This is a genomic window from Bacillus sp. FSL K6-4563 (assembly GCF_038630405.1).
Taxonomy (GTDB): Bacteria; Bacillota; Bacilli; order Bacillales; family Bacillaceae; genus Bacillus; species Bacillus pumilus.
Genome location: NZ_CP152030.1, coordinates 2,292,464 through 2,315,842 on the forward strand (window position 1 = coordinate 2,292,464; position 23,379 = coordinate 2,315,842).

General features: G+C 41.4%; 25 protein-coding genes. 4 read left to right on the forward strand and 21 right to left on the reverse strand.

Annotation, left to right across the window (positions count from 1 at the left end; translation table 11 throughout):
* The first annotated feature begins 100 nt into the window (after positions 1 to 100).
* Positions 101 to 679 (forward strand): nucleotidase, encoded by a 579-nt coding sequence (locus tag MHH54_RS11540; RefSeq protein WP_003217384.1) that lies wholly within the window; start codon positions 101 to 103, stop codon positions 677 to 679.
* 18 nt (positions 680 to 697) lie between these two features.
* Here the strand turns inward: MHH54_RS11540 and MHH54_RS11545 are convergent, their stop codons facing one another.
* From MHH54_RS11545 to MHH54_RS11565, 5 genes are all read right to left on the reverse strand, one after another.
* Positions 698 to 1,615 carry an ROK family protein gene (locus MHH54_RS11545; RefSeq protein WP_003217294.1) on the reverse strand — a complete coding sequence of 306 codons (918 nt, stop codon included), beginning with the start codon at positions 1,613 to 1,615 and terminating at the stop codon, positions 698 to 700.
* A gap of 131 nt (positions 1,616 to 1,746) precedes the next feature.
* Entirely contained in the window at positions 1,747 to 2,175 is a 429-nt protein-coding gene (locus MHH54_RS11550; RefSeq protein WP_003217433.1) for a Fur family transcriptional regulator, read from the reverse strand.
* On the reverse strand, positions 2,153 to 3,013 hold the full coding sequence (locus MHH54_RS11555; protein WP_003217436.1) for a metal ABC transporter permease: 861 nt from the start codon (positions 3,011 to 3,013) through the stop codon (positions 2,153 to 2,155). The genes MHH54_RS11550 and MHH54_RS11555 overlap by 23 nt, the downstream gene beginning before the upstream one ends.
* Complete coding sequence (locus tag MHH54_RS11560; protein WP_003217497.1) at positions 3,013 to 3,789, reverse strand: metal ABC transporter ATP-binding protein; 777 nt, start codon at positions 3,787 to 3,789, stop codon at positions 3,013 to 3,015. The genes MHH54_RS11555 and MHH54_RS11560 overlap by 1 nt, the downstream gene beginning before the upstream one ends.
* Positions 3,790 to 3,924: 135 nt before the next feature.
* Entirely contained in the window at positions 3,925 to 4,806 is an 882-nt protein-coding gene (locus MHH54_RS11565; protein ID WP_003217308.1) for a YitT family protein, read from the reverse strand.
* A gap of 140 nt (positions 4,807 to 4,946) precedes the next feature.
* Between MHH54_RS11565 and MHH54_RS11570 the strand changes: the two genes are divergently transcribed.
* Positions 4,947 to 5,201, forward strand: a complete 255-nt coding sequence (locus MHH54_RS11570) for a DUF2624 domain-containing protein (RefSeq protein WP_003217420.1) — start codon at positions 4,947 to 4,949, stop codon at positions 5,199 to 5,201.
* A 48-nt stretch (positions 5,202 to 5,249) separates the two neighbouring features.
* Here MHH54_RS11570 and MHH54_RS11575 read toward each other — a convergent pair whose 3' ends face one another.
* Together MHH54_RS11575 and MHH54_RS11580 are read right to left on the reverse strand one after the other, a co-directional pair.
* A complete protein-coding gene (locus MHH54_RS11575) occupies positions 5,250 to 6,143 on the reverse strand; it encodes a deoxyribonuclease IV (RefSeq protein WP_003217337.1) in 894 nt (297 codons plus the stop codon).
* A 9-nt stretch (positions 6,144 to 6,152) separates the two neighbouring features.
* The gene (locus tag MHH54_RS11580) at positions 6,153 to 7,472 is read right to left on the reverse strand and encodes a DEAD/DEAH box helicase (protein ID WP_065098411.1); all 1,320 of its coding nucleotides are present in this window, start codon (positions 7,470 to 7,472) and stop codon (positions 6,153 to 6,155) included.
* Between the two features lie 155 nt (positions 7,473 to 7,627).
* Here MHH54_RS11580 and vrrA point away from each other — a divergent pair, with 155 nt between their 5' ends.
* Together vrrA and MHH54_RS11590 are read left to right on the forward strand one after the other, a co-directional pair.
* Positions 7,628 to 8,326 carry a VrrA/YqfQ family protein gene (vrrA, locus tag MHH54_RS11585; protein WP_342500263.1) on the forward strand — a complete coding sequence of 233 codons (699 nt, stop codon included), beginning with the start codon at positions 7,628 to 7,630 and terminating at the stop codon, positions 8,324 to 8,326.
* Between the two features lie 158 nt (positions 8,327 to 8,484).
* Positions 8,485 to 9,429 (forward strand): 4-hydroxy-3-methylbut-2-enyl diphosphate reductase, encoded by a 945-nt coding sequence (locus tag MHH54_RS11590; RefSeq protein ID WP_003217509.1) that lies wholly within the window; start codon positions 8,485 to 8,487, stop codon positions 9,427 to 9,429.
* 34 nt (positions 9,430 to 9,463) lie between these two features.
* Here the strand turns inward: MHH54_RS11590 and MHH54_RS11595 are convergent, their stop codons facing one another.
* The 14 genes from MHH54_RS11595 to MHH54_RS11660 all read right to left on the reverse strand — a co-directional run bounded on the left by MHH54_RS11595 (position 9,464) and on the right by MHH54_RS11660 (position 23,327).
* Positions 9,464 to 10,585, reverse strand: coding sequence for a Nif3-like dinuclear metal center hexameric protein (locus MHH54_RS11595; RefSeq protein ID WP_003217458.1), 1,122 nt, complete (start codon positions 10,583 to 10,585; stop codon positions 9,464 to 9,466).
* Positions 10,578 to 11,294, reverse strand: a complete 717-nt coding sequence (locus MHH54_RS11600) for a tRNA (adenine(22)-N(1))-methyltransferase TrmK (RefSeq protein ID WP_342500264.1) — start codon at positions 11,292 to 11,294, stop codon at positions 10,578 to 10,580. Before MHH54_RS11600 ends, MHH54_RS11595 begins: the two co-directional genes overlap by 8 nt.
* A gap of 120 nt (positions 11,295 to 11,414) precedes the next feature.
* Positions 11,415 to 11,774 carry a cytochrome c550 gene (gene cccA / locus MHH54_RS11605; RefSeq protein WP_003217503.1) on the reverse strand — a complete coding sequence of 120 codons (360 nt, stop codon included), beginning with the start codon at positions 11,772 to 11,774 and terminating at the stop codon, positions 11,415 to 11,417.
* Between the two features lie 303 nt (positions 11,775 to 12,077).
* Positions 12,078 to 13,199 (reverse strand): RNA polymerase sigma factor RpoD, encoded by a 1,122-nt coding sequence (gene rpoD, locus MHH54_RS11610; protein WP_008342392.1) that lies wholly within the window; start codon positions 13,197 to 13,199, stop codon positions 12,078 to 12,080.
* Between the two features lie 201 nt (positions 13,200 to 13,400).
* Positions 13,401 to 15,230, reverse strand: coding sequence for a DNA primase (gene dnaG / locus MHH54_RS11615; RefSeq protein WP_106029135.1), 1,830 nt, complete (start codon positions 15,228 to 15,230; stop codon positions 13,401 to 13,403).
* 33 nt (positions 15,231 to 15,263) lie between these two features.
* Positions 15,264 to 15,764: a YaiI/YqxD family protein gene (locus MHH54_RS11620; RefSeq protein ID WP_003217513.1), complete on the reverse strand. Its 501-nt coding sequence runs from the start codon at positions 15,762 to 15,764 to the stop codon at positions 15,264 to 15,266.
* Positions 15,765 to 16,025: 261 nt separating this feature from the next.
* Positions 16,026 to 16,847: a pyruvate, water dikinase regulatory protein gene (locus MHH54_RS11625; RefSeq protein ID WP_003217375.1), complete on the reverse strand. Its 822-nt coding sequence runs from the start codon at positions 16,845 to 16,847 to the stop codon at positions 16,026 to 16,028.
* Positions 16,848 to 16,872: 25 nt separating this feature from the next.
* A complete protein-coding gene (locus MHH54_RS11630) occupies positions 16,873 to 17,511 on the reverse strand; it encodes a helix-turn-helix transcriptional regulator (RefSeq protein WP_034620854.1) in 639 nt (212 codons plus the stop codon).
* A 166-nt stretch (positions 17,512 to 17,677) separates the two neighbouring features.
* Entirely contained in the window at positions 17,678 to 19,723 is a 2,046-nt protein-coding gene (glyS, locus tag MHH54_RS11635) for a glycine--tRNA ligase subunit beta (RefSeq protein ID WP_342500265.1), read from the reverse strand.
* Complete coding sequence (gene glyQ, locus MHH54_RS11640) at positions 19,716 to 20,603, reverse strand: glycine--tRNA ligase subunit alpha (RefSeq protein WP_003217487.1); 888 nt, start codon at positions 20,601 to 20,603, stop codon at positions 19,716 to 19,718. The genes glyS and glyQ overlap by 8 nt, the downstream gene beginning before the upstream one ends.
* A gap of 329 nt (positions 20,604 to 20,932) precedes the next feature.
* On the reverse strand, positions 20,933 to 21,703 hold the full coding sequence (gene recO, locus MHH54_RS11645; protein WP_034661344.1) for a DNA repair protein RecO: 771 nt from the start codon (positions 21,701 to 21,703) through the stop codon (positions 20,933 to 20,935).
* A 35-nt stretch (positions 21,704 to 21,738) separates the two neighbouring features.
* On the reverse strand, positions 21,739 to 21,882 hold the full coding sequence (locus tag MHH54_RS11650; RefSeq protein ID WP_003217288.1) for a YqzL family protein: 144 nt from the start codon (positions 21,880 to 21,882) through the stop codon (positions 21,739 to 21,741).
* A 148-nt stretch (positions 21,883 to 22,030) separates the two neighbouring features.
* On the reverse strand, positions 22,031 to 22,936 hold the full coding sequence (era, locus tag MHH54_RS11655; protein ID WP_003217394.1) for a GTPase Era: 906 nt from the start codon (positions 22,934 to 22,936) through the stop codon (positions 22,031 to 22,033).
* Positions 22,929 to 23,327, reverse strand: coding sequence for a cytidine deaminase (locus MHH54_RS11660; protein ID WP_003217296.1), 399 nt, complete (start codon positions 23,325 to 23,327; stop codon positions 22,929 to 22,931). The genes era and MHH54_RS11660 overlap by 8 nt, the downstream gene beginning before the upstream one ends.
* Positions 23,328 to 23,379: the final 52 nt, after the last annotated feature.

Below are 23,379 nucleotides of genomic sequence, written 5' to 3' on the forward strand. Positions count from 1 at the left end.
TAGTATGAGCAAAAATGTCTGTTTCATGTTTGCTAAAACTTGCTGGAATTGTGAATTGATTATGTTACACTTTAAGAGTATAAAAATGAGGAGTGTGGGCATGTTACATTTAGGAATTGATATAGATGGCACAGTGACGGCGCAGGACACCTTTGTTCCCTATTTAAATGAGTCGTTCCAATGTGCCATGACACTAGATGATATGACAGAATATGATTTGACGAAGCTTTTAAATATTTCTCAAGAAGAGTTTTGGGGCTGGATGAATCAGCATGAGCCTCTTATATATAAACAGGCAAAGCCTGCTAAGGACGCAAAAGAGATGCTTGATCAAATGAAACATCAACACAGGCTGATCTATATTACAGCGAGAAGGCAGCATCATGCGGATATCACCTACGAGTGGTTTCACAAACATCACGTGCACTATGATGACATTGAGCTGGTTGGCGGTCATCATAAGCTCGAAGCTGTTCAAAAGCACAAAATTGATGTGTTTTTCGAGGATCATCATGGAAATGCCACAATGATTGCAAAAGAGGCTGACATCCCGGTTATTCTTTTTAACTCCCCATATAATCAAATGCCCATTGACGACAGGATTATACGTGTCAACAACTGGCAGGAAGCATCTCAATGGATTAAACAATACGAGCAGCGTTTGGAAACTGCTTATTAATACAGAAAAGCCGATACTCTAATGTATCGGCTTTTTTGATGGAGCAAGCTTCCCTTCTGTCATGAGAAAATGGTACAGCGCTCCCTTCATGCCTGCCTGATTCAAGTAATAGCACGTTTCCACCTTCACTTGAATGTTCTTCCACGCAGGCAGAGTATGTAAATGTTTCTCAATATTTGATAGCAAATCTGGTCTTGCACTTACACCGCCACCAATGAGGATTTTCTCAGGATTAAGGACAGTTGCTACATTGTAAATACCAATGGCGATTCGCTTGTACCACTGATCCACTAGCTTTTCAATGGACGGATCATGCTTTGCCTTTTCAAAAATGGCTTGACCGTCTATTTGCGTACTTTGCGGAATTCCTTGCTTTTCTTTATAGCTCCGAATTAAACCAGCTGTTGAAGCACTGCTGTTGAGTGTTGTAAATTGTCCATTGTCTGTCTCTGTCAGCATCATGCCAAATTCACCGCCGCGGAAGGAAGCCCCGCGTACAAGCTGACCGCCAGCGAAAATACCACCGCCAACACCTGTGCCAAGCGTCATACAAATAAAACTGTCACACTCTTTCGCATGGCCACTGTATTTTTCTGCAAGAGCTGCACAGTTCGCATCATTTTCGACTTCAACACGAAGAGAGGTTTTCTCTTCTAAAAGAGTTTTTACATTTTGACCATTTAAGGCAATGATGGCTCCTGCAAATTCTGTATAACCTGTTTCACTGTCCACAAAGCCCGGAAGACTAATGGCGATTCCGCTAACATCTGACGTTCTCTGATATTGTTTGACCACATCCGCCATCGCTTCTAAAAACGGTTCAAGCTGACGGCAGTTCGTTTCATAGTCACCGCTCGTGACCAGCTCCCCATCCCGATCCATTAATCCATGTTTTGTTCTCGTCCCGCCTACATCAAACACGACATAATACGCCATTTTTGACCCTCCCTTTACTCCAAAAGACACAAATTTCTTCAGTACCTTGTTCTCATTTTAATGAAACAGCCGCCCTTTGTAAAACGTTTTCAAAAAGACAAGAGAAAAAGCCAGCTCTGCGGCTGGCTGTTTTATGAGTGAACTTCCTTCGGTTCGCAGGAAGGACATGTTCCGTATATTTCGAATTTATGTCCGCTAATGTGATAATCCTCTAGATCGGCGTCTAACTTGTCCATAGGGCAGGCATCGATCTCCTTTGTTTTACCGCATGTCAGACAAATAAAATGATGGTGGTGATGAGAAAAGGAACATTTAAAACGAAAAAGCTTCTCACCTGACAATTCCGTTGTTTCTAATATACCTAAGTCTTCATATAGCGACAGGTTTCGGTAAATCGTATCAAAGCTAAGACCCGGGTAGTCTTCACTTAGTGCCGTCAACACATTTTTAGCAGTCAAATATTTATCAGAATCAGAAAACAGTTGAAGCATGTCTTCACGTTTGCTTGTATACTTGTAGCCTTTTTCCTTTAATAAATCAAGCGCTTCTTGTACGTTCATGATGATTCCCCCTTTTGAATTTTCCAATAAAAATACATCCGATTAAAATCAAAATGGACAGCATCACAATGGTTCCGCCTGGCGCTAAATCTAGATAATAGCTTAAGATCAATCCCGCCAATACAGACAATTCACCGAACAAGATCGAAAGGAAAATCGCCTGTTTGAACCCTTTGGCAATGCGGATACTTGCCGCAACAGGAAGTGTCATGAGCGCAGAGACAAGTAGTGTACCTACGATACGCATCGATGCCGCAATGACAAGTGCGACAACTAAGATAAAAATAAAATGAATCCATTTCGCTGAAATACCAGAAGCCTTTGCATGCTCTTCATCAAAAGAAAGTAAAAATAATTCTTTATATAAAAGCACGACAACTAACACCACAACGAGTGAGATCCCAACAACAATCCAAAGATCTAATCTCGACACCGCACTGACACTTCCGAACAAATAACTAAACAAATCTGTATTAAAGCCATTCGCTAGTGAAATGAAGATGACGGAAATCCCGATACCGCCTGATAAAATAATAGGTATCGCCAGCTCCTGATAATGCTTATACACAGAGCGCAGGCGTTCAATAAATAACGAACCGGCAACAGAAAACGCCATCCCTAAGTACAGCGGGCTTACCCCTGTCAAGAGGCCAAACTTTTTATCAAGAAATAAACTAGCTGCAATACCGGCAAGTGATACGTGACTGAGGGCATCTGCAATCAGCGAGAGCCTTCTCACGACGATAAATACACCAAGCAAGGGCGCAATAAAACCGATCAGCATTCCTGCGATAAACGCATTTTGTAAAAATTCATAATGAAAAAATGGAAATAGCATTATTCATGTCCCCCATGATGGTGATGATCGTGATGAATCACTTGAATGTCATGTCCGTAAAATTGAGATAACGCCTGATCATCCATTGAATCAAACGTTGCTGCATCTCCGTGGAAATGAAGTGTCTGATTTAAACAAGCCACATGGGTGACTTTATCAGAAACGGTGCCCACGTCGTGTGTGACGAGAATTAAAGACATTCCTTTTTCTTTGTTTAATGTTTCGAGCAGCTGATAAAAGCCTTCTACTGTCCGCTGGTCTACCCCAACCGTCGGTTCATCTAAAATGAGCAGCTTCGGCTGACTGACGAGCGCACGTGCAATAAAGGCACGCTGCTGCTGACCGCCTGAAAGTTCCCCGATGTTTTGGTGCTTTAAATCTTGTATCCCAACTGAACGAATGGCTTCCTCAACTTGCCATTTGTCCTGCTTGTTCATTCGTTTGAATAAACCTATTTTCGCCGTCAATCCACTTGCGACGACTTCGTAAACAGAAGCAGGGAAACCTGTATTAAAACTATTCGCCTTTTGAGAAACAAATCCAATTTGATCCCAGTCTCTAAATTTTGAAGCAGGCGTGCCAAATAGCTTTAATTCACCTTGCTGTGGTTTAATGAGCCCAAGCAGGCACTTTAATAAGGTTGTTTTACCAGATCCATTCGGTCCAACAAGTGCTAGAAAATTTCCTTCCTCGACTGTTAAATGAATGTGATCTATGACATTTCGCTGTCCATAAGAGTACGAAATGTCCTTCATTTCAATAATTGGCTTTGCCATGAATCTTTCCACCTTTAATCAATATAAAAAGAATGATTACGATTTATACAACAAAAAGAAAATGGCTTTTGCCATTTTCTCTGTCCATACATACATTTCATTATATAAAAGAAAGATTAAAAAGTAAAATAAAAGCTAATGAATGGCTGTTTTGAACTTACCGCCTTTTGTTTCATGCGTATCCATAATCGTAATAAATGCTTGACTATCAATTTCAAATACAATGGATTTTAGCTTTGTGATTTCAAGTCTTGTGACAACGGCGTAGATGACATCTTTTTCTTCATCTGTATAACCGCCTTTCCCTCTCAGCTTTGTCGTTCCCCTGCCAAGTCGATGAAGAATCGCATCTGAAATTTCATCATAATAATCTGACACGATAATGACAGCTTTTGTTTCATCAAGCCCTTGAATGACAGCATCAATTGTTTTCATTGCCAAATAATATGTCATAACAGAATACATAGCCTGCTCTGGTCCGAAGACAAAGCCTGCCCAAATAAAAATGAACACATTGACGATCATGACAAACTCACCGACGGAGAATGGAATTTTTTTCGTTAGCAGAATGCCTAAGATCTCTGTTCCATCCATTGAGCCTCCATTTCGAATGACAAGTCCCACACCAAAACCAAGTAATAGCCCGCCAAATACAGTGGCTAAGATTGGCTGATTTGTAAATGCCTCTACATGATGGAGCGAAGATTCAATCACGGCTAAGCTGACAATCCCAATTACTGTGGAAACCAGAAAGGTTTTCCCAATATGTTTGTATCCTGATATCATAAATGGAATATTCAAAATGACAACAATCGTCGCAAAATTGATGAATGGGTTATCTGTAAAGAGATAATCCAAAATAAGCGAAATGCCGATGATGCCTCCATCGATAATATTGTTTGGCACTAAAAATAATTCAATGCTGACTGCTGCGCATGTAGCTCCTACTAGAATCAGGAAAATTCTAAATATAAAATGAGGCACTGATTCCTTTCTATGCTGTTTACTATTTGCCATACGTTCTCCCCTCTACACAACTTAAATTTTCAATGAACATTTTATTCACTTTACTATTTTATCATTTCAAAGGGTAAAATAAAATTTTTTGCACATTTTCCGTTTTCGCCCATACATTGTTACAGAGGGGAGGAATGGAATTGATTTTAATTCAAAAAATTGTCCTGCAACGGCTCAATCAGATCACAGCAAATGATCTGTTAAGGTATGCGAAGCAGTATGGTGTCAGTTTAACGTCAAACCAAGCTGCTGAGGTGGCCAAACTCATGAATGGGAAGAACATCAATATTTTTAATGATGCAGAGCGGAGCCGGCTTCTTAAGCAAGTAGAAGCGATTACATCTAAACAGACAGCTCAGACTGTCAATGATCTGTTTAATCAGTTTACAAGTTAAACAAAAAAGGGCCGCATTTAGCGGCACCTCATGATGTTATATGCTTTTTTACTGATTCTTAATTTTATCTAGTAAGCCTTCGTCAAATTGCTTTTCTTTTAGCATTGCAATTTCGAATTTGTAAGGTGGCTTTTTGTTCTTTTTATCTTCACCTACATAAGGCGTTTCTAAGATTTTGGGCACATCTTGAAGCTGCGGATGATGCACAATATTGTTCAGTGCATCGAAGCCAATTTCACCAAAGCCGATATTTTCATGTCGGTCTTTTCTTGCGCCTTGTACGTTTTTACTGTCATTAATATGAAGAACCTTGATTCGGTCAATACCAATGATTCGATCAAATTCTTCTAACACCCCATCAAAGTCAGTCACAATCGGATAACCAGCATCGTGTGTGTGACACGTATCAAAGCAGACAGAAAGTGCTTCGTTATGTGTCACTCCGTCGATAATTTGGGCAAGCTCTTCAAAGCTTCTTCCGCACTCTGATCCTTTGCCAGCCATTGTTTCAAGTGCAATTTGAACCTTTTGCCCTTTTACGATGACTTCGTTTAAACCTTCAATGATTTTTTGGATCCCTGCTTCTGGTCCTGCTCCGACATGTGCACCTGGGTGGAGAACAATCTGCCTCGCACCTAGCGCTTCTGTACGTTCAATCTCAGAGCGAAGGAAGTCCACACCAAGCTCAAAGGTCGCTGGATTGACGGTGTTCCCAATATTAATAATATATGGTGCATGCACGACGATATCTGTCATACCATGCTCTTTCATATGCGCTTGTCCAGCTTCAATATTGAGGTCTTCAATTTTTTTACGGCGCGTATTTTGCGGTGCACCTGTATAAATCATAAACGTATTCGAACCATAAGAGGCAGCTTCTTGACTCGCTGCAAGAAGCATATGTTTTCCGCTCATGGATACATGTGAACCAATCTTCAACAATGTTTCCCCCTACTTTCCATTACGCTTTGACTTTCTACGTTCCTGTCTTTTGATTTTGTCCATCTCACGTGTCATTTTCTTTTTATATCCAGGTTTGACGGCTTTCGGTTTTCTCACAAGACGCTTTGCTTTTTCTTCAATTTCATTAGGTGCTTTTTTACGTCTTTGACGCTTCAAGCGGTCATCTGCATCTCGCCATTCGCCATGAACAATGGTTTTGTTTTCAAACACAACGCCCATTTTCTCGATTTGAATGAGTGCATCCTCATCAGCAAGCTCATAAATAGTCATCGCGATTCCAGATGAACCAGCTCGAGCCGTTCTACCAACACGGTGAACATAAAAATCAAGATCAGATGGAAGCTCATAGTTGATCACGTGGCTGACGCCTTTAATATCAATTCCGCGGGCTGCAAGGTCAGATGCCACAATATAAGTGAACTCTAAATCATCAATTTGTTTCATCACTTTTTTACGTTCGCGCGGCGTTAATCCGCCATGAAGCACTCCAACTTTCATTCCTTTTTCTTGTAGGAATGATGCGATTTCATCAACGGTTGTTTTTGTATTGGCAAAAATGATACCTAAATAAGGCTGTACATTCGTCACCATTTCATGGAGCAATTTTAGCTTGTCGCGCTGTTTAGATGGGACTAAAATATGCTGGATGTTTTCAGCTGTAATCCGTTTTGGTTCAACATGGGCATATTTTGGATTGTCCATATATTTTTTCAGGAATGGCTTTAGTTTTTCTGGAATCGTTGCTGAGAACACAAGCATTTGCAGCTGTTCTGGCATTTGTGAACCAATACGGTCCACATCTTCTAAAAAGCCCATATCCAGCATTAAATCCGCTTCATCAATGACAAGAGATGTCGCTTTGTAAACGTTCAGCGCCTGCTCATGAATGAGGTCCGCAATACGTCCAGGTGTGCCGACAACCAAATGCGGCTGGTTTTTTAGCTTTTGAATGGATTTCTGCTTGTCCGTTCCGCCAATGTAAAGCTTTGCTTTAATTTCTTCTTCTGGAGAGGCCTTCTTTAAGATTGTTTGGGCTTCTTTGAAAATTTGATTGGCTAATTCTCTTGTAGGTGCAGTAATCACAACTTGTACTTGCTCTTTGCTTGGATCAATTGAATGAATAAGCGGCAATAAGTACGCGTGGGTTTTTCCTGTTCCTGTTTGTGATTGACCAATCACGCTTTCTCCTTTTAACACAGCAGGGATGATTCTTTTTTGAATATCAGTTGGCTCATAAAAGCCCAGTTCATGAATAGCATCTATTATAAAAGACTTTAATTCATATGTCGTAAATTTTGTTTCGTTCATGTTTTCACTCCTTAAGGCAATGCCTTTTTGCTCATCTCCTCATTATAGCTGATTTTCAGCAAAAAAACCATGTCCGCTTTTCTTACAGGAAACCAATTGATGCTTCCTTGCATAACCTATGATTAGAAAGAGAATGCAGTAAGGGAGGTACAAGTATGTTAGGGCAAAGGCCTATGGGCGATTTTCAGCCGCACCGTCCCTCACGCCGGCATCTTGGAAATGGCGGACAGCCCGGGATTTTTCAAAGGAGGCAGCAGGCTCCTATCGAACAGCCTTTTCAAGGGCAAGGCAATCAATTTCAGCAAATGATGCCTCGCTCCCCGTCTGTACAGGGAGGCGGTGTACGCGGAATGGGCGGAATTCCAGGAGGCGAAAGCCGTGCACTAGGCGGCGGAGCAGGAATGAAAGGCTTGCTCGCTAAATTTCTTCCTGGCGCAGGGGGAGCAGGGGTTTCTGGAGGTGGTGCGGGATTACAAGGAATCCAGAGCTTCGCAAATCCTGCAACCCTCTCAAGCATGTTGGGAAATGTTCAAAAGGTGCTCGGAATGGCGCAGCAATTTACGCCAATGATTCAGCAATACGGTCCTTTAGTCAGAAATTTGCCTGCGATGATTAAGCTGTACAGCCAGCTTGGCAGTGCAGATGATGATGAAACAAGTACAGATGAAGAACCTAAAGAAATCGGCGAGGAAACAGAAGTGCAAAAAGAGGTTGCATCAGGAGATGATGAAATAGAAGAAAACGAAGAACCAGAGGACATCCTCGTCAAAAAAGCAGCTCCTCACACATCACCTGCTCCTGAAGCAAAACCGAAAAAAAGACCTGGCAGCTCTGTTCCAAAACTATATGTCTAGTGATCTTTTAACGGCGAAGTGTCCCCTGCGTATAACAATCTTTGATATATACGCTTACTTTGGCTATAATGGAAGCTAGAGAATGATAAAAAGCCGTTTTTCCACGGCTTTTTATATTGTTCTTCTCTAGCAGCACTTCCCTACAGGAGGACGAATAAATGAATGTAATTAAAATTTCGCCGCGTGGCTATTGCTATGGCGTTGTAGATGCAATGGTCATTGCTAAAAATGCCGCACTTGATAAAAACTTGCCACGCCCAATTTATATATTAGGTATGATTGTGCACAACAAACACGTGACAGATGCCTTCGAAGAAGATGGGATCTACACACTGGACGGCCCAAACCGCTTGGACATTTTAAAGCAGGTTGAAAGTGGAACAGTCATTTTCACTGCTCACGGCGTTTCACCTGAGGTTCGTCAAATTGCAGAAGAAAAAGGTCTTGTCGCCATTGATGCAACCTGTCCCGATGTAACGAAAACACATGAACTCATTTCAGAGAAAACAGCCGATGGGTATGACATTATTTATATCGGAAAAAAAGGTCATCCTGAGCCAGAGGGAGCTGTCGGAGTAGCCCCTGACAAGGTGCATCTTGTCGAATCAGAAGCGGACATTGAGGCGCTCGATTTAACGTCAGATAAATTGCTTATCACCAATCAGACAACGATGTCTCAGTGGGATGTCCACGATCTGATGGAGCTCATAAAAGAGAAATATCCTCACGTCGAGTACCATCAAGAAATTTGTCTTGCGACACAAGTACGTCAGGAAGCTGTATCTCAGCAAGCTGGCCAAGCCGATCTTACCATTGTTGTCGGCGATCCAAAAAGTAATAACTCCAATCGTCTGGCACAAGTGTCAATGGAGATTGCTGGAACGCAGGCTTACCGTATTGGTGACCTAAGTGAGCTCAAGCTGGAGTGGCTGCAAGGCGTAAATACCGTTGCCATTACTGCTGGCGCTTCTACACCAACGCCTATTACAAAAGAAGTTATCCGTTTCTTAGAAAACTACGAGCCGGATGATGAATCAACTTGGAAGATTGAACGATCGGTTCCTCTTTCGAAAATACTACCGCGCGTGAAAACAAAGAAATAAACGTCAGAGCTTCTATGCTCTGACGTTTTTTTGTTTACATAAATTGAAATGGATTTGTGTTTGATTCAGAAACAAAGAGCTGTACATCATACTTTTTCTCTGAACATAGCGATTGAAGCTTCGCCTTTACGCCCTCTTTCATCATCTTTTCTGCATAATGCCCTGGGTCCACTACGTTCAGCCCGAGCATCATGGCATCATGGGCGACATGGAAATAAAGATCCCCTGTCACATACACATCAGCACCCATTCTTTTTGCTTGATGAATGTATTTATTTCCGTCTCCGCCAAGCACAGCTACTTTTTTCACAACAGCGTCCTGATCACCTACAAAGCGAGCACCATTTACATCCAGCTTTGTCTTCACAAATCGCGCGAAGTCTCCAAGGGTCATAGGCTCTCTTAGCTCCCCTATACGGCCAAGCCCTTTTTGAATAGGAGGAAGGTCTGTCGTGTGTACACTATAAGCGACTTCTTCATAAGGATGTGCTTTGATCATTTCACGAATGACTTGTTTTTCAATACTTGCCGGGAAAATGGTTTCAATCCGTACTTCTTTAACAAATTCCAATTGACCGGTCTCACCAATGAACGGGTCCGCATCTTCTGATGGCAAAAAGCTGCCTGTCCCTTCATTTGAAAACGCACAATGGCTGTAGTTGCCAATATGGCCGGCGCCCGCATTTCCTAAAGCTGTCCGGATGGCTTCTTCAAATTCCTGCGGGACATAGAGGGCAAGCTGTTTGATTTGATCTTCATATGTCGGGACTAACACACTTGTTTCTTCAAGCTCTAAAGCCTCCGCAAGCAAGTCATTGACTCCTCCATCAGCCACATCTAAATTCGTATGTGCCACATATACTGCAATATCATGTTTGATGCATTTCTCAATGATTCGTCCAGCTGGCTGATCTGTCGCTACATGTTTTAACGGACGGAAGATCGGCGGATGGTGAGCAATCATGAGATCCACATTTTTTTCGATCGCCTCATCTACCACATTCTCTAGTACATCTAAGGTGATCATGACATTGTTTACCTTTTTATTTAACGTCCCAATCTGGAGACCGATTTTGTCACCTTCCATGGCATATGCCTTTGGTGAAAATTGTTCAAATAATTGGATGATTTCATGTCCGTTTACTGTTTTAGCCAACAGTCAAAACCTCCTTTAGAATCTTTATTTTTACATGCAGCTCTTCAAGACGCTCCTTGTTCTCTTCTGTTCGCGCTGCCTGCTGAATTTGACTTTCTATCTTCTCCATATGCTGAAGCTCTTGCATCCACTTGCGCCGGAAGACGTCATTTTGCTCTTTCGCAAGAAACGGACCAACTAGCATGCCTGTTTCAATTGACATCCCTTCATAGGCTTTATCTTTGTCGCCTTTTTCGGCGATGATGATTTCGTATATTTTGCCATCCTCTTCTAAAATGACTTCACCCATCAATTCATACCCCTCTTGATAGAGCCATAAACGAATGTGGTGAGCATGGGTATTCGGCTGAAGAATAAGCCTTTCATGGCCTGTGAGCTTATGCTTGCCGTCATGTAAAATGCTTGCGATGAGTGCTCCGCCCATACCTGCAATCGTTACAGCATTCACTTCGCCCTTTTCAATGACTTCAAGACCATTACCTTTTCTGACCGAGATCTGGTCATCTAATTCAAGTCTATGTACTTGCTGCTTCGCCGATTGAAGCGGTCCTTCTGTAATTTCACCAGCAACCGCTTTTACTGCTTTTTGATGCAGGATTGCATAGCACGGCAAATAGGCATGATCTGAGCCGATATCAGCAAAGACAGCCTCATGTGGTAAAAAGTCTGCGACTCTTTTTAATCGTTTTGATAAATTCATTTCATTCATACGTATCACTACTTTTCTTTAATGTTCATACTTGTCTATCTTATATAAATTATGGACTTTTTAAAAGTCGTTTTCAAATGAAAAAAGCTCTTCTGATCAAAAAGAGCTTTTTGCGTAACATTATTTAATTTTGGATACCCATTCTGACATTTCATCGAGCTTTTCATTCGGGATTAGCCCGCCTGGCATCCCGTTGCCGCCTTCTTGAATTTTCTTCTTGATGTCTGCTACTTCAAGCTTGTCTCCAACACCTTTTAATGCAGGACCTGCACCGCCTTCATAGTTTTCCCCGTGACAACTCAGACAGTTTTGCTTATACAATTCTTCCGGCGTCGCATTCGCTGTTTCTTCTTGCTTTTGCTCCTCGCCTCCAGAGGCGATTTTGTCTTCATCTTTCAGCCCCTTCATTGATAAGAAAAAAGTGAGTCCAATACCTAAAATGGCAATCAATAAAAATGGTATAAGTGGATTCCGTTTCATTTCTTTCATCCTCCCCTTTGTGAAAACCCCTTTAAGACTATACAAACAATTCTAATTCTACTTTAATTTTACAAAAAGTAAACGAATTATGATACAAAACTTTGGTCAAGTTCACAGATTAGACAAAAATGATGCAAAGATGAGAAATGAAGCCTTCAGCACATTTTGATGTATTTTTTATACATCTTTTCTCTAAGAACGTTGCAAATTTATTATTTATTCAGTAAAATATAATCAGATTGAAAAAAGCGTTTTCATTTTTGATGAAGAAAGAACGGATCTCTTTCAAGATCCGTCCAGTTTCTACTCTAAGAAGTCTTTTAATCGTTTACTTCTGCTTGGGTGTCTTAATTTACGCAGAGCTTTCGCTTCAATTTGGCGGATACGCTCTCTTGTGACGCCGAACACCTTTCCAACCTCTTCTAACGTACGTGTTCTTCCGTCATCTAGTCCGAAACGTAGTCTCAGTACATTTTCTTCACGGTCCGTTAGCGTGTCTAGTACATCTTCAAGCTGCTCTTTTAACAATTCGTATGCAGCATGGTCAGATGGAGATGTCGCCTCTTGGTCTTCAATAAAATCACCAAGGTGCGAGTCATCTTCTTCACCAATAGGTGTTTCTAAAGATACTGGCTCTTGTGCAATTTTAAGAATTTCTCTAACCTTTTCTGGCGTTAAATCCATGTCTTCAGCAATTTCCTCTGGCGTTGGTTCTCTGCCTAGGTCTTGCAGAAGCTGTCTTTGAACACGGATCAATTTATTAATGGTTTCTACCATATGAACCGGGATCCTGATTGTTCTTGCCTGATCGGCAATCGCACGCGTGATCGCCTGTCTAATCCACCAAGTCGCATATGTTGAGAATTTGTATCCTTTGCGGTAATCAAACTTCTCAACTGCCTTCATAAGACCCATGTTTCCTTCTTGAATCAAGTCAAGGAACAGCATACCACGTCCGACGTAGCGTTTCGCGATGCTGACAACGAGACGAAGGTTTGCTTCCGCTAATCTTCTTTTTGATTCCTCATCGCCTTCTTCGATCTTTTGAGCATACGTAATTTCTTCTTTAGCAGATAACAAATTGACGCGTCCGATTTCTTTTAAGTACATACGAACAGGATCATTAATTTTGACACCTGGTGGTACGCTTAAATCATTTAGGTCAAATTCTTCTTCTGCTTTAGCCAGCTGCTGAACATTTGGGTCTTCTGTCTCTTCGTTTTCACTAATGAGCTCTACACCCTGTTCGCCTAAATATTCATAGTATTCATCCATTTGGTCTGATTCAATTTCAAAGCTAGACATACGCTCTGCAATTTCTTCGTATGTTAAAACGCCCCGTTTTTTACCCGTTTCAGTGAGCTTATCTCTCACCTGTTCAAAGGTTAATTCAGTTTCGGTTTCGTGGGCTTGTTTATCAGCCATTATGGATCCCTCCTTCCAAAGCTTGCAACGAATTCTAAAGTAACTTGCGATTTGCTTCCGCTCTGCTTTTCTCTCTTTATCAAACAGATGAGCAAATAGGAATAAAATAAAAAATGATGAAGGCAAGATGCTTGCGGTCTTATGCTCCTCCCGTAAAGGATTCATTGCCAGCCGTAAGTCTTGTCATAAATATTAGACGTATTACTTCAGCGAACGGTTCAACTGAACAATTTCTTTTGCAAGTGTTGCCGCTTTGAAGAAATCTTTTTGCCTCTCCGCTTCTGCACGTTCTAGTTCTTTTTCCTTTATCATTGACAAATTCCGATGATTCAACACTTTTTTTACATAATCACTTAATTCAGCTTCACTTAGTTCGTCTCCAACTTGAATCATGAATATATCCGTCAGAAGCTGATTGATGATATCATCTTCTATACGGTTCATCAGGTGCTGCGGCGTTGGTTCTTTGCCTTCTTCATACAAAGCATAAATGTACGTGGCCAGCGCCCTGTGAGAATCTATATTAAATTCAATCCCTACTCTGTCAAGTACTTTTCGGATCACGTCATCGCTTTTTAACATATGAGCAAGCAGCATTCGCTCTGCATTTTCATATGCTGGCCGCAGACGCTTTCTTCGTACCTGTGTTGACAGATGTGCACGCCGTTTTTCAAGCCCGCTTTCTTCCTGCGTGCTTTTGTCTTCTTGACGCTGCTGTTTTTCAAACAGCTCCAGTTGTTCCTTTAATGAATCAAGTGAGATCGAGAACTCTCCAGCAAGCTGTTTCATGTAAATCTCTTGTTCCAAGGAACCGTTTAATCGGCTAATTTCTCGGAGTACCTGCTTCATATAAGTAAGCCGGTCTCCTTCATCAGATAAATTCTTTCCCCTACGGAAAAAGTTCATCTTAAAAGTCATTAATGTCACACTTGCATCTATGATGTCATTCCTAAATTTCTCGCCACCATATTTACGAATGTAATCATCTGGATCAAGTCCATCTGGTATCATGGCAACGCGAACTTTACATCCTCTTTTTCCAAGCAAATCTGATGCTTTCATGGTGGCTTCATAACCGGCCGTGTCAGAGTCATAGCAAAGAATGATCTCTTCTACGTTCCGTCTGAGAAGTTTTACGTGCTCTTCTGTTAGAGACGTACCCATTGTTGCAACACTTTCGCCGACACCTGATGTGACAGCTGAAATGACGTCAGCAAATCCTTCGAAAAGAACCGCCCGTTCGCGTTTTCGAATATGCATACGCGCGTCATGAAAGTGATAAAGCAGCTTACTTTTATGAAAAAGTGGCGTTTCAGGACTATTCATATACTTAGGCTGCTGATCACCAAGCGATCTTCCGGAAAAAGCGATGACTGTCCCGTGATGATCATGAATGGGAAACATCACACGATCCCTAAAGCGGTCAAAAAAGCCTGTTCCGTTTTCACGTTGAATCAAAAGACCGGCCTTCTCCATCATCACAGGATCAAACCCTCGCTTTTCTAAAAACTTGGTCACGAAATCCCAAGAGTCAAGAGCATATCCGATCTCAAACTTGGCAATTGTTTCATCTGTAAAGCCTCTCGCCCGTAAATAATCGAGTGCATTTTGACCTTCCTTTGTATTTACCAGCAAATGGTGGTAAAATTTCTTAAGAAGCTCATGCGCTTCAATCATTTTATGATCTGCAGTGTCCTCTTGCTGTGAGGAGATGATCTGAGCATTTGCTACATGATCAGGCAAATCAATATGGTACTTATCAGCAACATGTGAAACGGCTTCAATAAATGAGTAGCCTTCCATTTGTCTGAGGAACGAAAATACATTACCTCCTGCACCACAGCCAAAACAATGGAAGATTTGCTTATCTGCTGAAACAGAGAATGAAGGAGTATTTTCACCATGGAATGGACAAAGACCGAAATAATTTCGACCTTGCTTTCTAAGCTGTACGTATTCTCCAATCACTTCGACAATGTCTGCGTTTTTTTGGATTTGCTCCAAAAGTTCATCTGGTATACGTTTGCTCATCCTAATAACACTCCGTCGTACATTATTCGCCTTTTAATTCAAAAATCCTTCATGATTCGACAGGATTTTTTGTAGTTGCGTAATAAATCGCTTTTTATCCTCTTCTAAAAGCTTTTTGGGACCTTTTCCATATACACCTTTTCTTCGCTGTTTACTGGAAACATGTCTGCGTTCCAAATCAAAATCAATTGTTTCGTTTGTGTACATCCGTCCTCTTTCAGACAGTACAATGACCTGTCTTGGAAGCAGTAAGGAGGCAAGACCAATGTCTTGGGTGACGACAATATCATGCGCTGAAGCTGAGTTCGCAATGACTAAATCCGCTGCTTCCTTATGTGTATCTACAAACCGCCAATCTTCAAGTGGAGATCTTTTGGTTTGAAAATGCTCATATGAAGCAATGAACGTCACAGGTACTTGAAATTGAGATGCGACAGAAAGGATTTCGTCTTTTACAGGACAAGCATCTGCATCGACATAAATCGTCCTCTCTTGTTTATGTTCATTCAGGTGACTAATTCTCCATCCCTCCACCTTATTCCTGCTTTAGAGAAGCAAAAAGACCATACTTTTCCCCCATATAGCAAACAACAGTAAAACTCATTTTGTCGAAAAGTTATGTTCAGAATCACTTGACTTCTGCCAATAATAGTTTATTCGTTCTTGACTTAACTTAAACCTAAAATCAATCATTTTATCACAATTTTTTATTATAATACAAATGCAGCAAATATGCCATTGTTTTTGTTTACCCGTTTCCCACCATAGGAAAAACCCAGGAGGAGCATCCTGAGTTTATTCGGAACCTCTTTTGGTCAGCATTTGATGAATGACATTTGCCGTTTCTTCAACTGCTTTATTCGATACATCAACAACTTGACAGTCAATGCGGTCCACCACTTTTTCAAAATACTCTAGCTCTTCTTTAATCCGTTCAATGTTCGCATAAATCGCGCGATCATTTAAACCTAGAGATTTCAAACGCTCTTTACGAATATGATTTAGTTTGTCTGGACTGATTTTCAGACCGATGCATTTCTTTGGATCAACTGAAAATAACTCCTCTGGCGGATCTACTTCAGGAACAATTGGAACGTTTGCTACCTTCAGCCGTTTATGCGCCAAGTATTGAGATAGTGGTGTCTTAGATGTGCGTGATACACCGATGAGCACAATATCAGCCTTTAGAATGCCTCTTGGGTCTCTGCCGTCATCATACTTCACTGCGAACTCAATGGCTTCAACCTTTTTAAAATAATCCTCATCTAATTGACGTACACGCCCCGGCTCATGTTTCGCTTCATTTCCATAAGCAGTCTCCATTTTATCGATCAGTGGTCCGATGATGTCATAATAAACGACTCCGTTTGCTTCTGCCTCTTCAATTAAGAATTGGCGCATTTCTGGCACAACAAGAGTAAAGCAGACGATTCCGTTATCTGCTTTCGCCAGTGAAATGACTTCTTTAATCGTACCGACATCCTCTACATACGGGATTCTTCTGATATTTGAATGGTCTGATGAGCCGCCATCAAATTGGCTAAGTGCCGCTTTGACTACGAGCTCTGCCGTTTCTCCTACTGAATCTGATACCACAAAAATTACGCGATTACTCATAACATCCCCTCGCAGTCTTCTGTAATTAGATTATTTCATTCTCCGATAAGTTAACAAGTATTTTCGTCATGTTTGTTTTCGTAATTCTGCCGACCACTTCAAAGCCTTTATCCGTATCTTTTATAACAGGAAGTGCGTCTATCTGCTTTTCAATCAAGTGCTTCGCCACACCCATAATGAAATCTTCCTTGCGGCAAACGGTGATGTTCGGCATTCTTGTCATAATAATATGGACAGGAATAGATGGAAGCTCCTGTTTTCCAATACTTGCGCGAAGGAGGTCTTTCCTTGACAACACGCCTGTTAAAATAGAGTGATCGTCCACAACGAATAATGTGCCCACATCTTCTAAAAACATCGTACAAATCGCATCATAAACTGAAACATTCTCATGTATCACCACTGGAATGGATTGAAAATCTTTCACTTGAAGTTTTTTCAACTTATCTGCTAGAAGCTGCGTACCTGTTTTTCCTGTGAAAAAGTAGCCGACCCTTGGTCTTGCTTCTAAAAAGCCTGACATCGTTAATATGGCTAAATCCGGTCTGAGGGTCGCCCTAGTTAAGTTCAGCCGATCGGCGATATGCTCTCCAGTGATCGGACCATTCTCTTTGACAATCTGTAAAATCTGCTCTTGCCGTTTATTTAACTCGATTGTACTCACCACCTTTAAATAGAGAGAGCGAATCTTTACTTTATGTATATCATTTTCATAACTCATCATATTATAGCGCATCTTTGTCCGAATGAAACAAAAATCCACTCAAAAACCGTGAATTAAATGAGTAAAAAACGATTGCCCTTCAAAAAAGGCAACCGTTCTTAGGTATTTATTTTACTATTAAATTGTTCATATTCGCAAATGATTGAATGACTTTTGCTAGTTTGACCATTTGTGCCAAACGATTTCGCTTCAGCTTTTCATCATCTGCATGAACCATTGTGTGATCGAAATAATGAACAATCGGTGTTTTTAACGTATCAAGCGCCTCAAGTGCTGCGCTGTATTGCCCTGCTGCTACATGTTCATTGACAGCTGTCTCTACTTGCTGATACGCCTCATATAGCTTTTGCTCATGCTCATTTTCAAACAGCTCAGGCTGAATCTCTGCGTCTTCCCCTTTTTTACTGATTGAAATGACGCGTCCTAATGCTTCTGCTGTTTCTTTGAAGCTTTCTTGTTTCACGCTCTCTTCAAGAACAGCTGCTTTTTTCACGACTGCATAAGGTTCAATATTTTCAACATCCAGTACTGCATCGACAACATCATGACGGATATGCTCTGCTTGGAGGACATATTTTAAACGGTGTGTTAAAAATTCAATGAGAGCCGTTTCATGTGCTGCTTCTACTTGAGCAAGTGCCAAAAGCTCTTTGAATGAAATGTTCCAATGACGATCAAGCAGAATTTGAACGATACCGCTCGCTTGTCTTCTTAGTCCATAAGGATCTTGAGAGCCCGTTGGAATGACATCAATTGAGAAGAAGGAACAAATAGAATCCAGCTTATCGGCTACTGCCACAATCGCACCAATTAAAGTGGAAGGCGCCTCATCACCGGCAAAGCGCGGCATATAGTGCTCATTGATGCTCTTTGCCACTTCTTCATGTTCACCAAGTGCTTTTGCATATTTCTCGCCCATGATTCCTTGTAATTCTGGGAATTCATAGACCATTTGAGTCACAAGATCAAATTTCGAAATACTTGCGGCTCTTGCCACACGCTCTGTCGTTTCGTCATCTGCACCGACATGCGCTGCTAGACGCGTCGCAATGTCTGTCACTCTCTTGAGCTTGTCGCCAATTGTGCCAAGTTTCTCATGGAATACAACCTTATCAAGCTTTTTAATATTGTCTTCAATGACTAGTTTTTCGTCTTCTTTATAGAAGAAGGCAGCATCTGATAAACGTGCACGAAGTACTTTTTCGTTCCCTCTTGCGACATTTTCAAGCGCCTCACTGTTTCCATTTCTCACCGTAATAAAGTGAGGCAATAATTCACCTTGCTCATTTTTCACAGGGAAATAGCGCTGATGCTCTTTCATTGTCGTTACCAATACTTCTTCCGGCAATGCAAGGAATTCTTTTTCAAAGGAACCAGATAGTACCGTTGGGTATTCTACAAGATTGTTGACCTCTTCTAGAAGCTCAGGATCAACAGGTATCACCCAGCCTTTTTCTGAAGATAGAGCATTTAGCTGCTCGGTAATGGATTGTTTTCTTTTATCTGAATCTGCAATGACAAATTGATCGCGCAATGTTTGCTCATAAGAAGCAGGCGAGTCGATGGTGGCTGCCTTACCAAGGAAACGGTGTCCCCTTGTCTCGCGGCCGCTTTTCACCCCAGCAATGTGAGCAGGTACAATCTCCTCTCCAAATAAACAAACAATCCATTTAATCGGACGGATGTAGCGTAAATCTTTGCTTCCCCATCTCATGTTCTTTGGAAAACTTAATGAAGTGGCGATCTCACCTAATGCTGGCAGAAGATCTTTAACTTGCTTTCCTTCTTGAAACTTCTGGACATGGACATAATCTACTCCTTTGATCTCTTTAAAATAGAGATCATCTGTTGAAGCACCTTGTCCGCGGGCAAAGCCTTCCGCTGCTTTTGTCCAATTGCCTTCCGCATCTTGTGCGATCTTTTTAGCCGGACCTTTTGCTTCTTCTTTGATGTCTTCTTGTTTTTCTGCGACACCTTTCACAAGTACAGCAAGACGTCTTGGTGAGTTAAATAGAGCAACATCTTCAAATGAAATGTTTTGCTCTTCAAACCACACTTTTACTTTCTCGCCTAGCTGCTTTGTGCTTTCTGGCATGAAACGAGCCGGCATCTCTTCTAAGCCGATTTCGAGTAATACATCTTGTTTATTCATGAGAAGCCGCCTCCTCTTTTAGCATAGGGAATCCCAATTTTTCTCGTTCTTCATAATATGTTTTGGCTACTTTTCTTGCTAACTGGCGCACTCTTCCGATATAACCAGTTCGCTCAGTAACAGAAATTGCGCCCTTTGCATCGAGCAGGTTAAACGTATGAGAGCATTTGAGCACATAATCGTATGCAGGGTGAACAAGCCCTTTGTCCATTTGGCTATGCGCTTCTTTCTCATAGGTTGTAAATAAATCAAACAGCATATCAGTATTAGATGTTTCAAATGTATAAACAGAATGCTCATATTCAGCCATTAAGAATAAATCTCTCACCGTGAATCCGTCAGTCCATTCAAGATCGAAGACATTTTCTTTGTCTTGGATGTAGGAAGCAAGACGTTCAATACCGTATGTGATTTCAACGGAAACGGGCTTACATTCTAAGCCGCCGACTTGCTGGAAATACGTGAATTGGGTGATTTCCATCCCATCAAGCCATACTTCCCAACCAAGCCCTGCACAGCCAAGAGATGGGTTTTCCCAGTTGTCTTCTACAAAACGAATATCATGTTTCAGCGGGTCAATACCAAGCGCTTTCAAAGATTCAAGATACAGTTCTTGAATATTGTCAGGTGACGGCTTAATGATTACTTGGAATTGATGATGCTGATACAATCTATTTGGGTTTTCTCCATATCTGCCATCAGCCGGGCGTCTTGAAGGCTCTACATACGCTACCTTCCATGGCTCTGGACCAATGCTTCGCAGGAACGTGTATGGACTCATCGTTCCGGCACCTTTTTCTGTGTCATACGCCTGCATTAATACGCAGCCTTCATTTGACCAATGCTTTTGCAACGTCAAAATCATGTCTTGAATATTCAATGATCGCACCTCCATCTTTTCTACACCATCCGCTATGTATGGCGGGTGGGTCTAGAACCCCGCAAAAGAACACAAAAACTCCCGTCTCTATGCTCGCAAGGCTCCTTGCAAACATAGGGACGAGAGTTTTTCCCGCGGTTCCACCCTATTTGCTGGTATCGTAGCATCCAGCCGCTTTGTTTTACGTTGCTCAAGAATGCCTTTCGTTACGCCTCCATCCTTAGCTCACACCGCCCTAAGGTCGCTTTTATGGATTTTGCGCAAGTACTTCTTTCTGTCAATGCAACATATTTTATCTTAGATGATCTTACAAAAAGTCATGGAAGATGTCAACTTTTGTTTTCCCCACCCATGAGCTTTTTCATGGATTCCATCTGATTCATGAATTTTTTTGATTTCAAATAAAGGCCTGAATACTCTTCATAGTAGTGATCGAGCACTTGACGAATTTCTTGTTTCGTCTGCGGTTTCACATCAACCTGACCGAGCCTTGATAAATCAAAATAATGAAATAAACGGAGCAGCCTTGCAGCTGCTGGAGATAAGGGCAGTTTATACGGATCTTTAGAAAAGCAATTTTGGCAAATAAAGCCGTTGTCTCTAATCGAGAAATGAAACTGCCCTTCCTTTTGACCACAGTGGACACATTGATCCAGTTCGGGCTTCATTCCCATCACTGATAACATTTTGACCTCTACGATAAATAAGATAATATCAGCATCTGTGCCTTCATTCAGATGACGCAAAGATTGAAGCAGGAGCTCAAACAAATAAGGGTTTGGCTTTTTTTCTTCTGTGCCTTTATCGAGTAACTCTGTCATATATGCGGCATATGCGGTCAAAAATAAATCCTCCCGAATGGTTCGCATACTTTCAATCATTTCGCCTTGCTGGAGCGTTCCAAGTCCTGTTGATGATTGGATCAGGAAGGTTCCGTATAAAAACGGCTGGCTTATGGCTGACAGGCGGCTGTTTGATTTTTTTGCGCCTCTTGCCATCACACCAATTTTCCCATGTTCTCTAGTGAGCAGCGTGACAATTTTGTTTGTTTCGCCATAATCTGTTGTTCTAAGGACGATTCCTTCACTTTTAATGAGCATTTGTCTACACTCCGAGCATTGGAGGGGGTCAAGAATTATAAGATTGGAAAATCAAATCGTGCTATCTCTTCTTCAAGTACATCGGGTCTTTCCAGGTTCTCCTTTTCTAACTCTTTGAAAAGCAGATACGTGTCAACGCTTCCTGTTTGTGAAAATACGTTCCATGTAAAATTCAACATAAAAACCCCACCTTTCTTTATTAGAAGCAGCAACGCTACATCCAACATATTAATTATATCTTGACCAGGCTACCTCCATTTCATGATAAACAATTTTTACTAATCGAACCGCACCATTGTCAGATTTTATGACAACAGCAGCAATTTTTTAATATTCGTCGTCTCTAAATCCGAAGTCACGAAGGTGAGTGGATTTATTACGCCAGTCCTTCTGAACCTTTACCCAAAGCTCCAGATACACTTTTGAACCGAGAAGTGCTTCAATATCTCTGCGCGCTTTTTGTCCCACTTCTTTTAATAAGCTGCCTCGTTTCCCAATAACAATCCCTTTTTGTGAATCACGTTCTACGACAATGGTCGCCGCCACATGGATCTTGCCATTTTCATCTGGCTTAATGGATTCGATCGCCACTGCAATGCTGTGCGGGATCTCTTCTCTTGTTAAATGCAGCACTTTTTCACGAATTAATTCAGAAATAATAAACCGCTCTGGATGATCTGTTACTTGATCTGCTGGATAAAATTGCGGGCCCTCAGGAAGATAACCTTCAACCTGCTGAAGAAGCGTGTCAATGTTGTTTCCTTCAAGAGCTGAAATTGGCACAATTTCCTTAAATGGATAACGTGTGCGGTATTCATCAATTAAAAGGAACAGCTCATCTGGGTGAATTTGGTCGATTTTATTGACGACTAGGAATACCGGTGTAGATGTTTGCTTGAGTCGTTCAATGATGAATTCATCACCCTTGCCATAGCCTTCCTTTGCATTGATCATAAACAAGATCAGGTCGACTTCCTTCAGTGTATTTGTAGCCACTTTCATCATAAAATCACCAAGCTTATGCTTAGGTTTATGAATCCCTGGTGTATCGATAAAGATCGTTTGTGACGTATTTGTTGTTAAGACACCTTGCACTTTGTTTCGTGTCGTTTGGGGCTTATCACTCATGATGGCGATCTTTTGTCCAATCACACGATTAAGAAAGGTTGATTTTCCTACATTTGGTCTTCCAATAATGGATACAAATCCTGATTTGAAGCTTTCGTTAGTCATTTAAATCCTCCGGTGAAAATGCGCCTGGCAATAGTTCGTTTACTGTTGTTTCGTATATTTGTCCTTTTAAGTTCGTTAGAATCACTGGCATGTCAGGTGCACATAGCTCTGAAATAACCTGTCTGCATGCGCCGCACGGCGAAACAGGCCGGTCTGTATCAGCCACTACCGCTAGCATTTGAAACGATGTGATGCCTTCTGAATAGGCTTTAAAAAGTGCTGTTCTTTCCGCACAATTACACATACCATATGCTGCATTTTCAATGTTGCAGCCGCCATACACTTTTCCATCATTCGACAACAATGCTGCACCGACTTTGAATTTTGAATAGGGTACATATGCAAAATCTCTTGCTTTAACTGCTTCTGAAATCAACTCTTGTTTGTTCATTCCTAGTTCCCACTTTCAGAAGAAATGGACCCACTGTCACATTTATATTTTA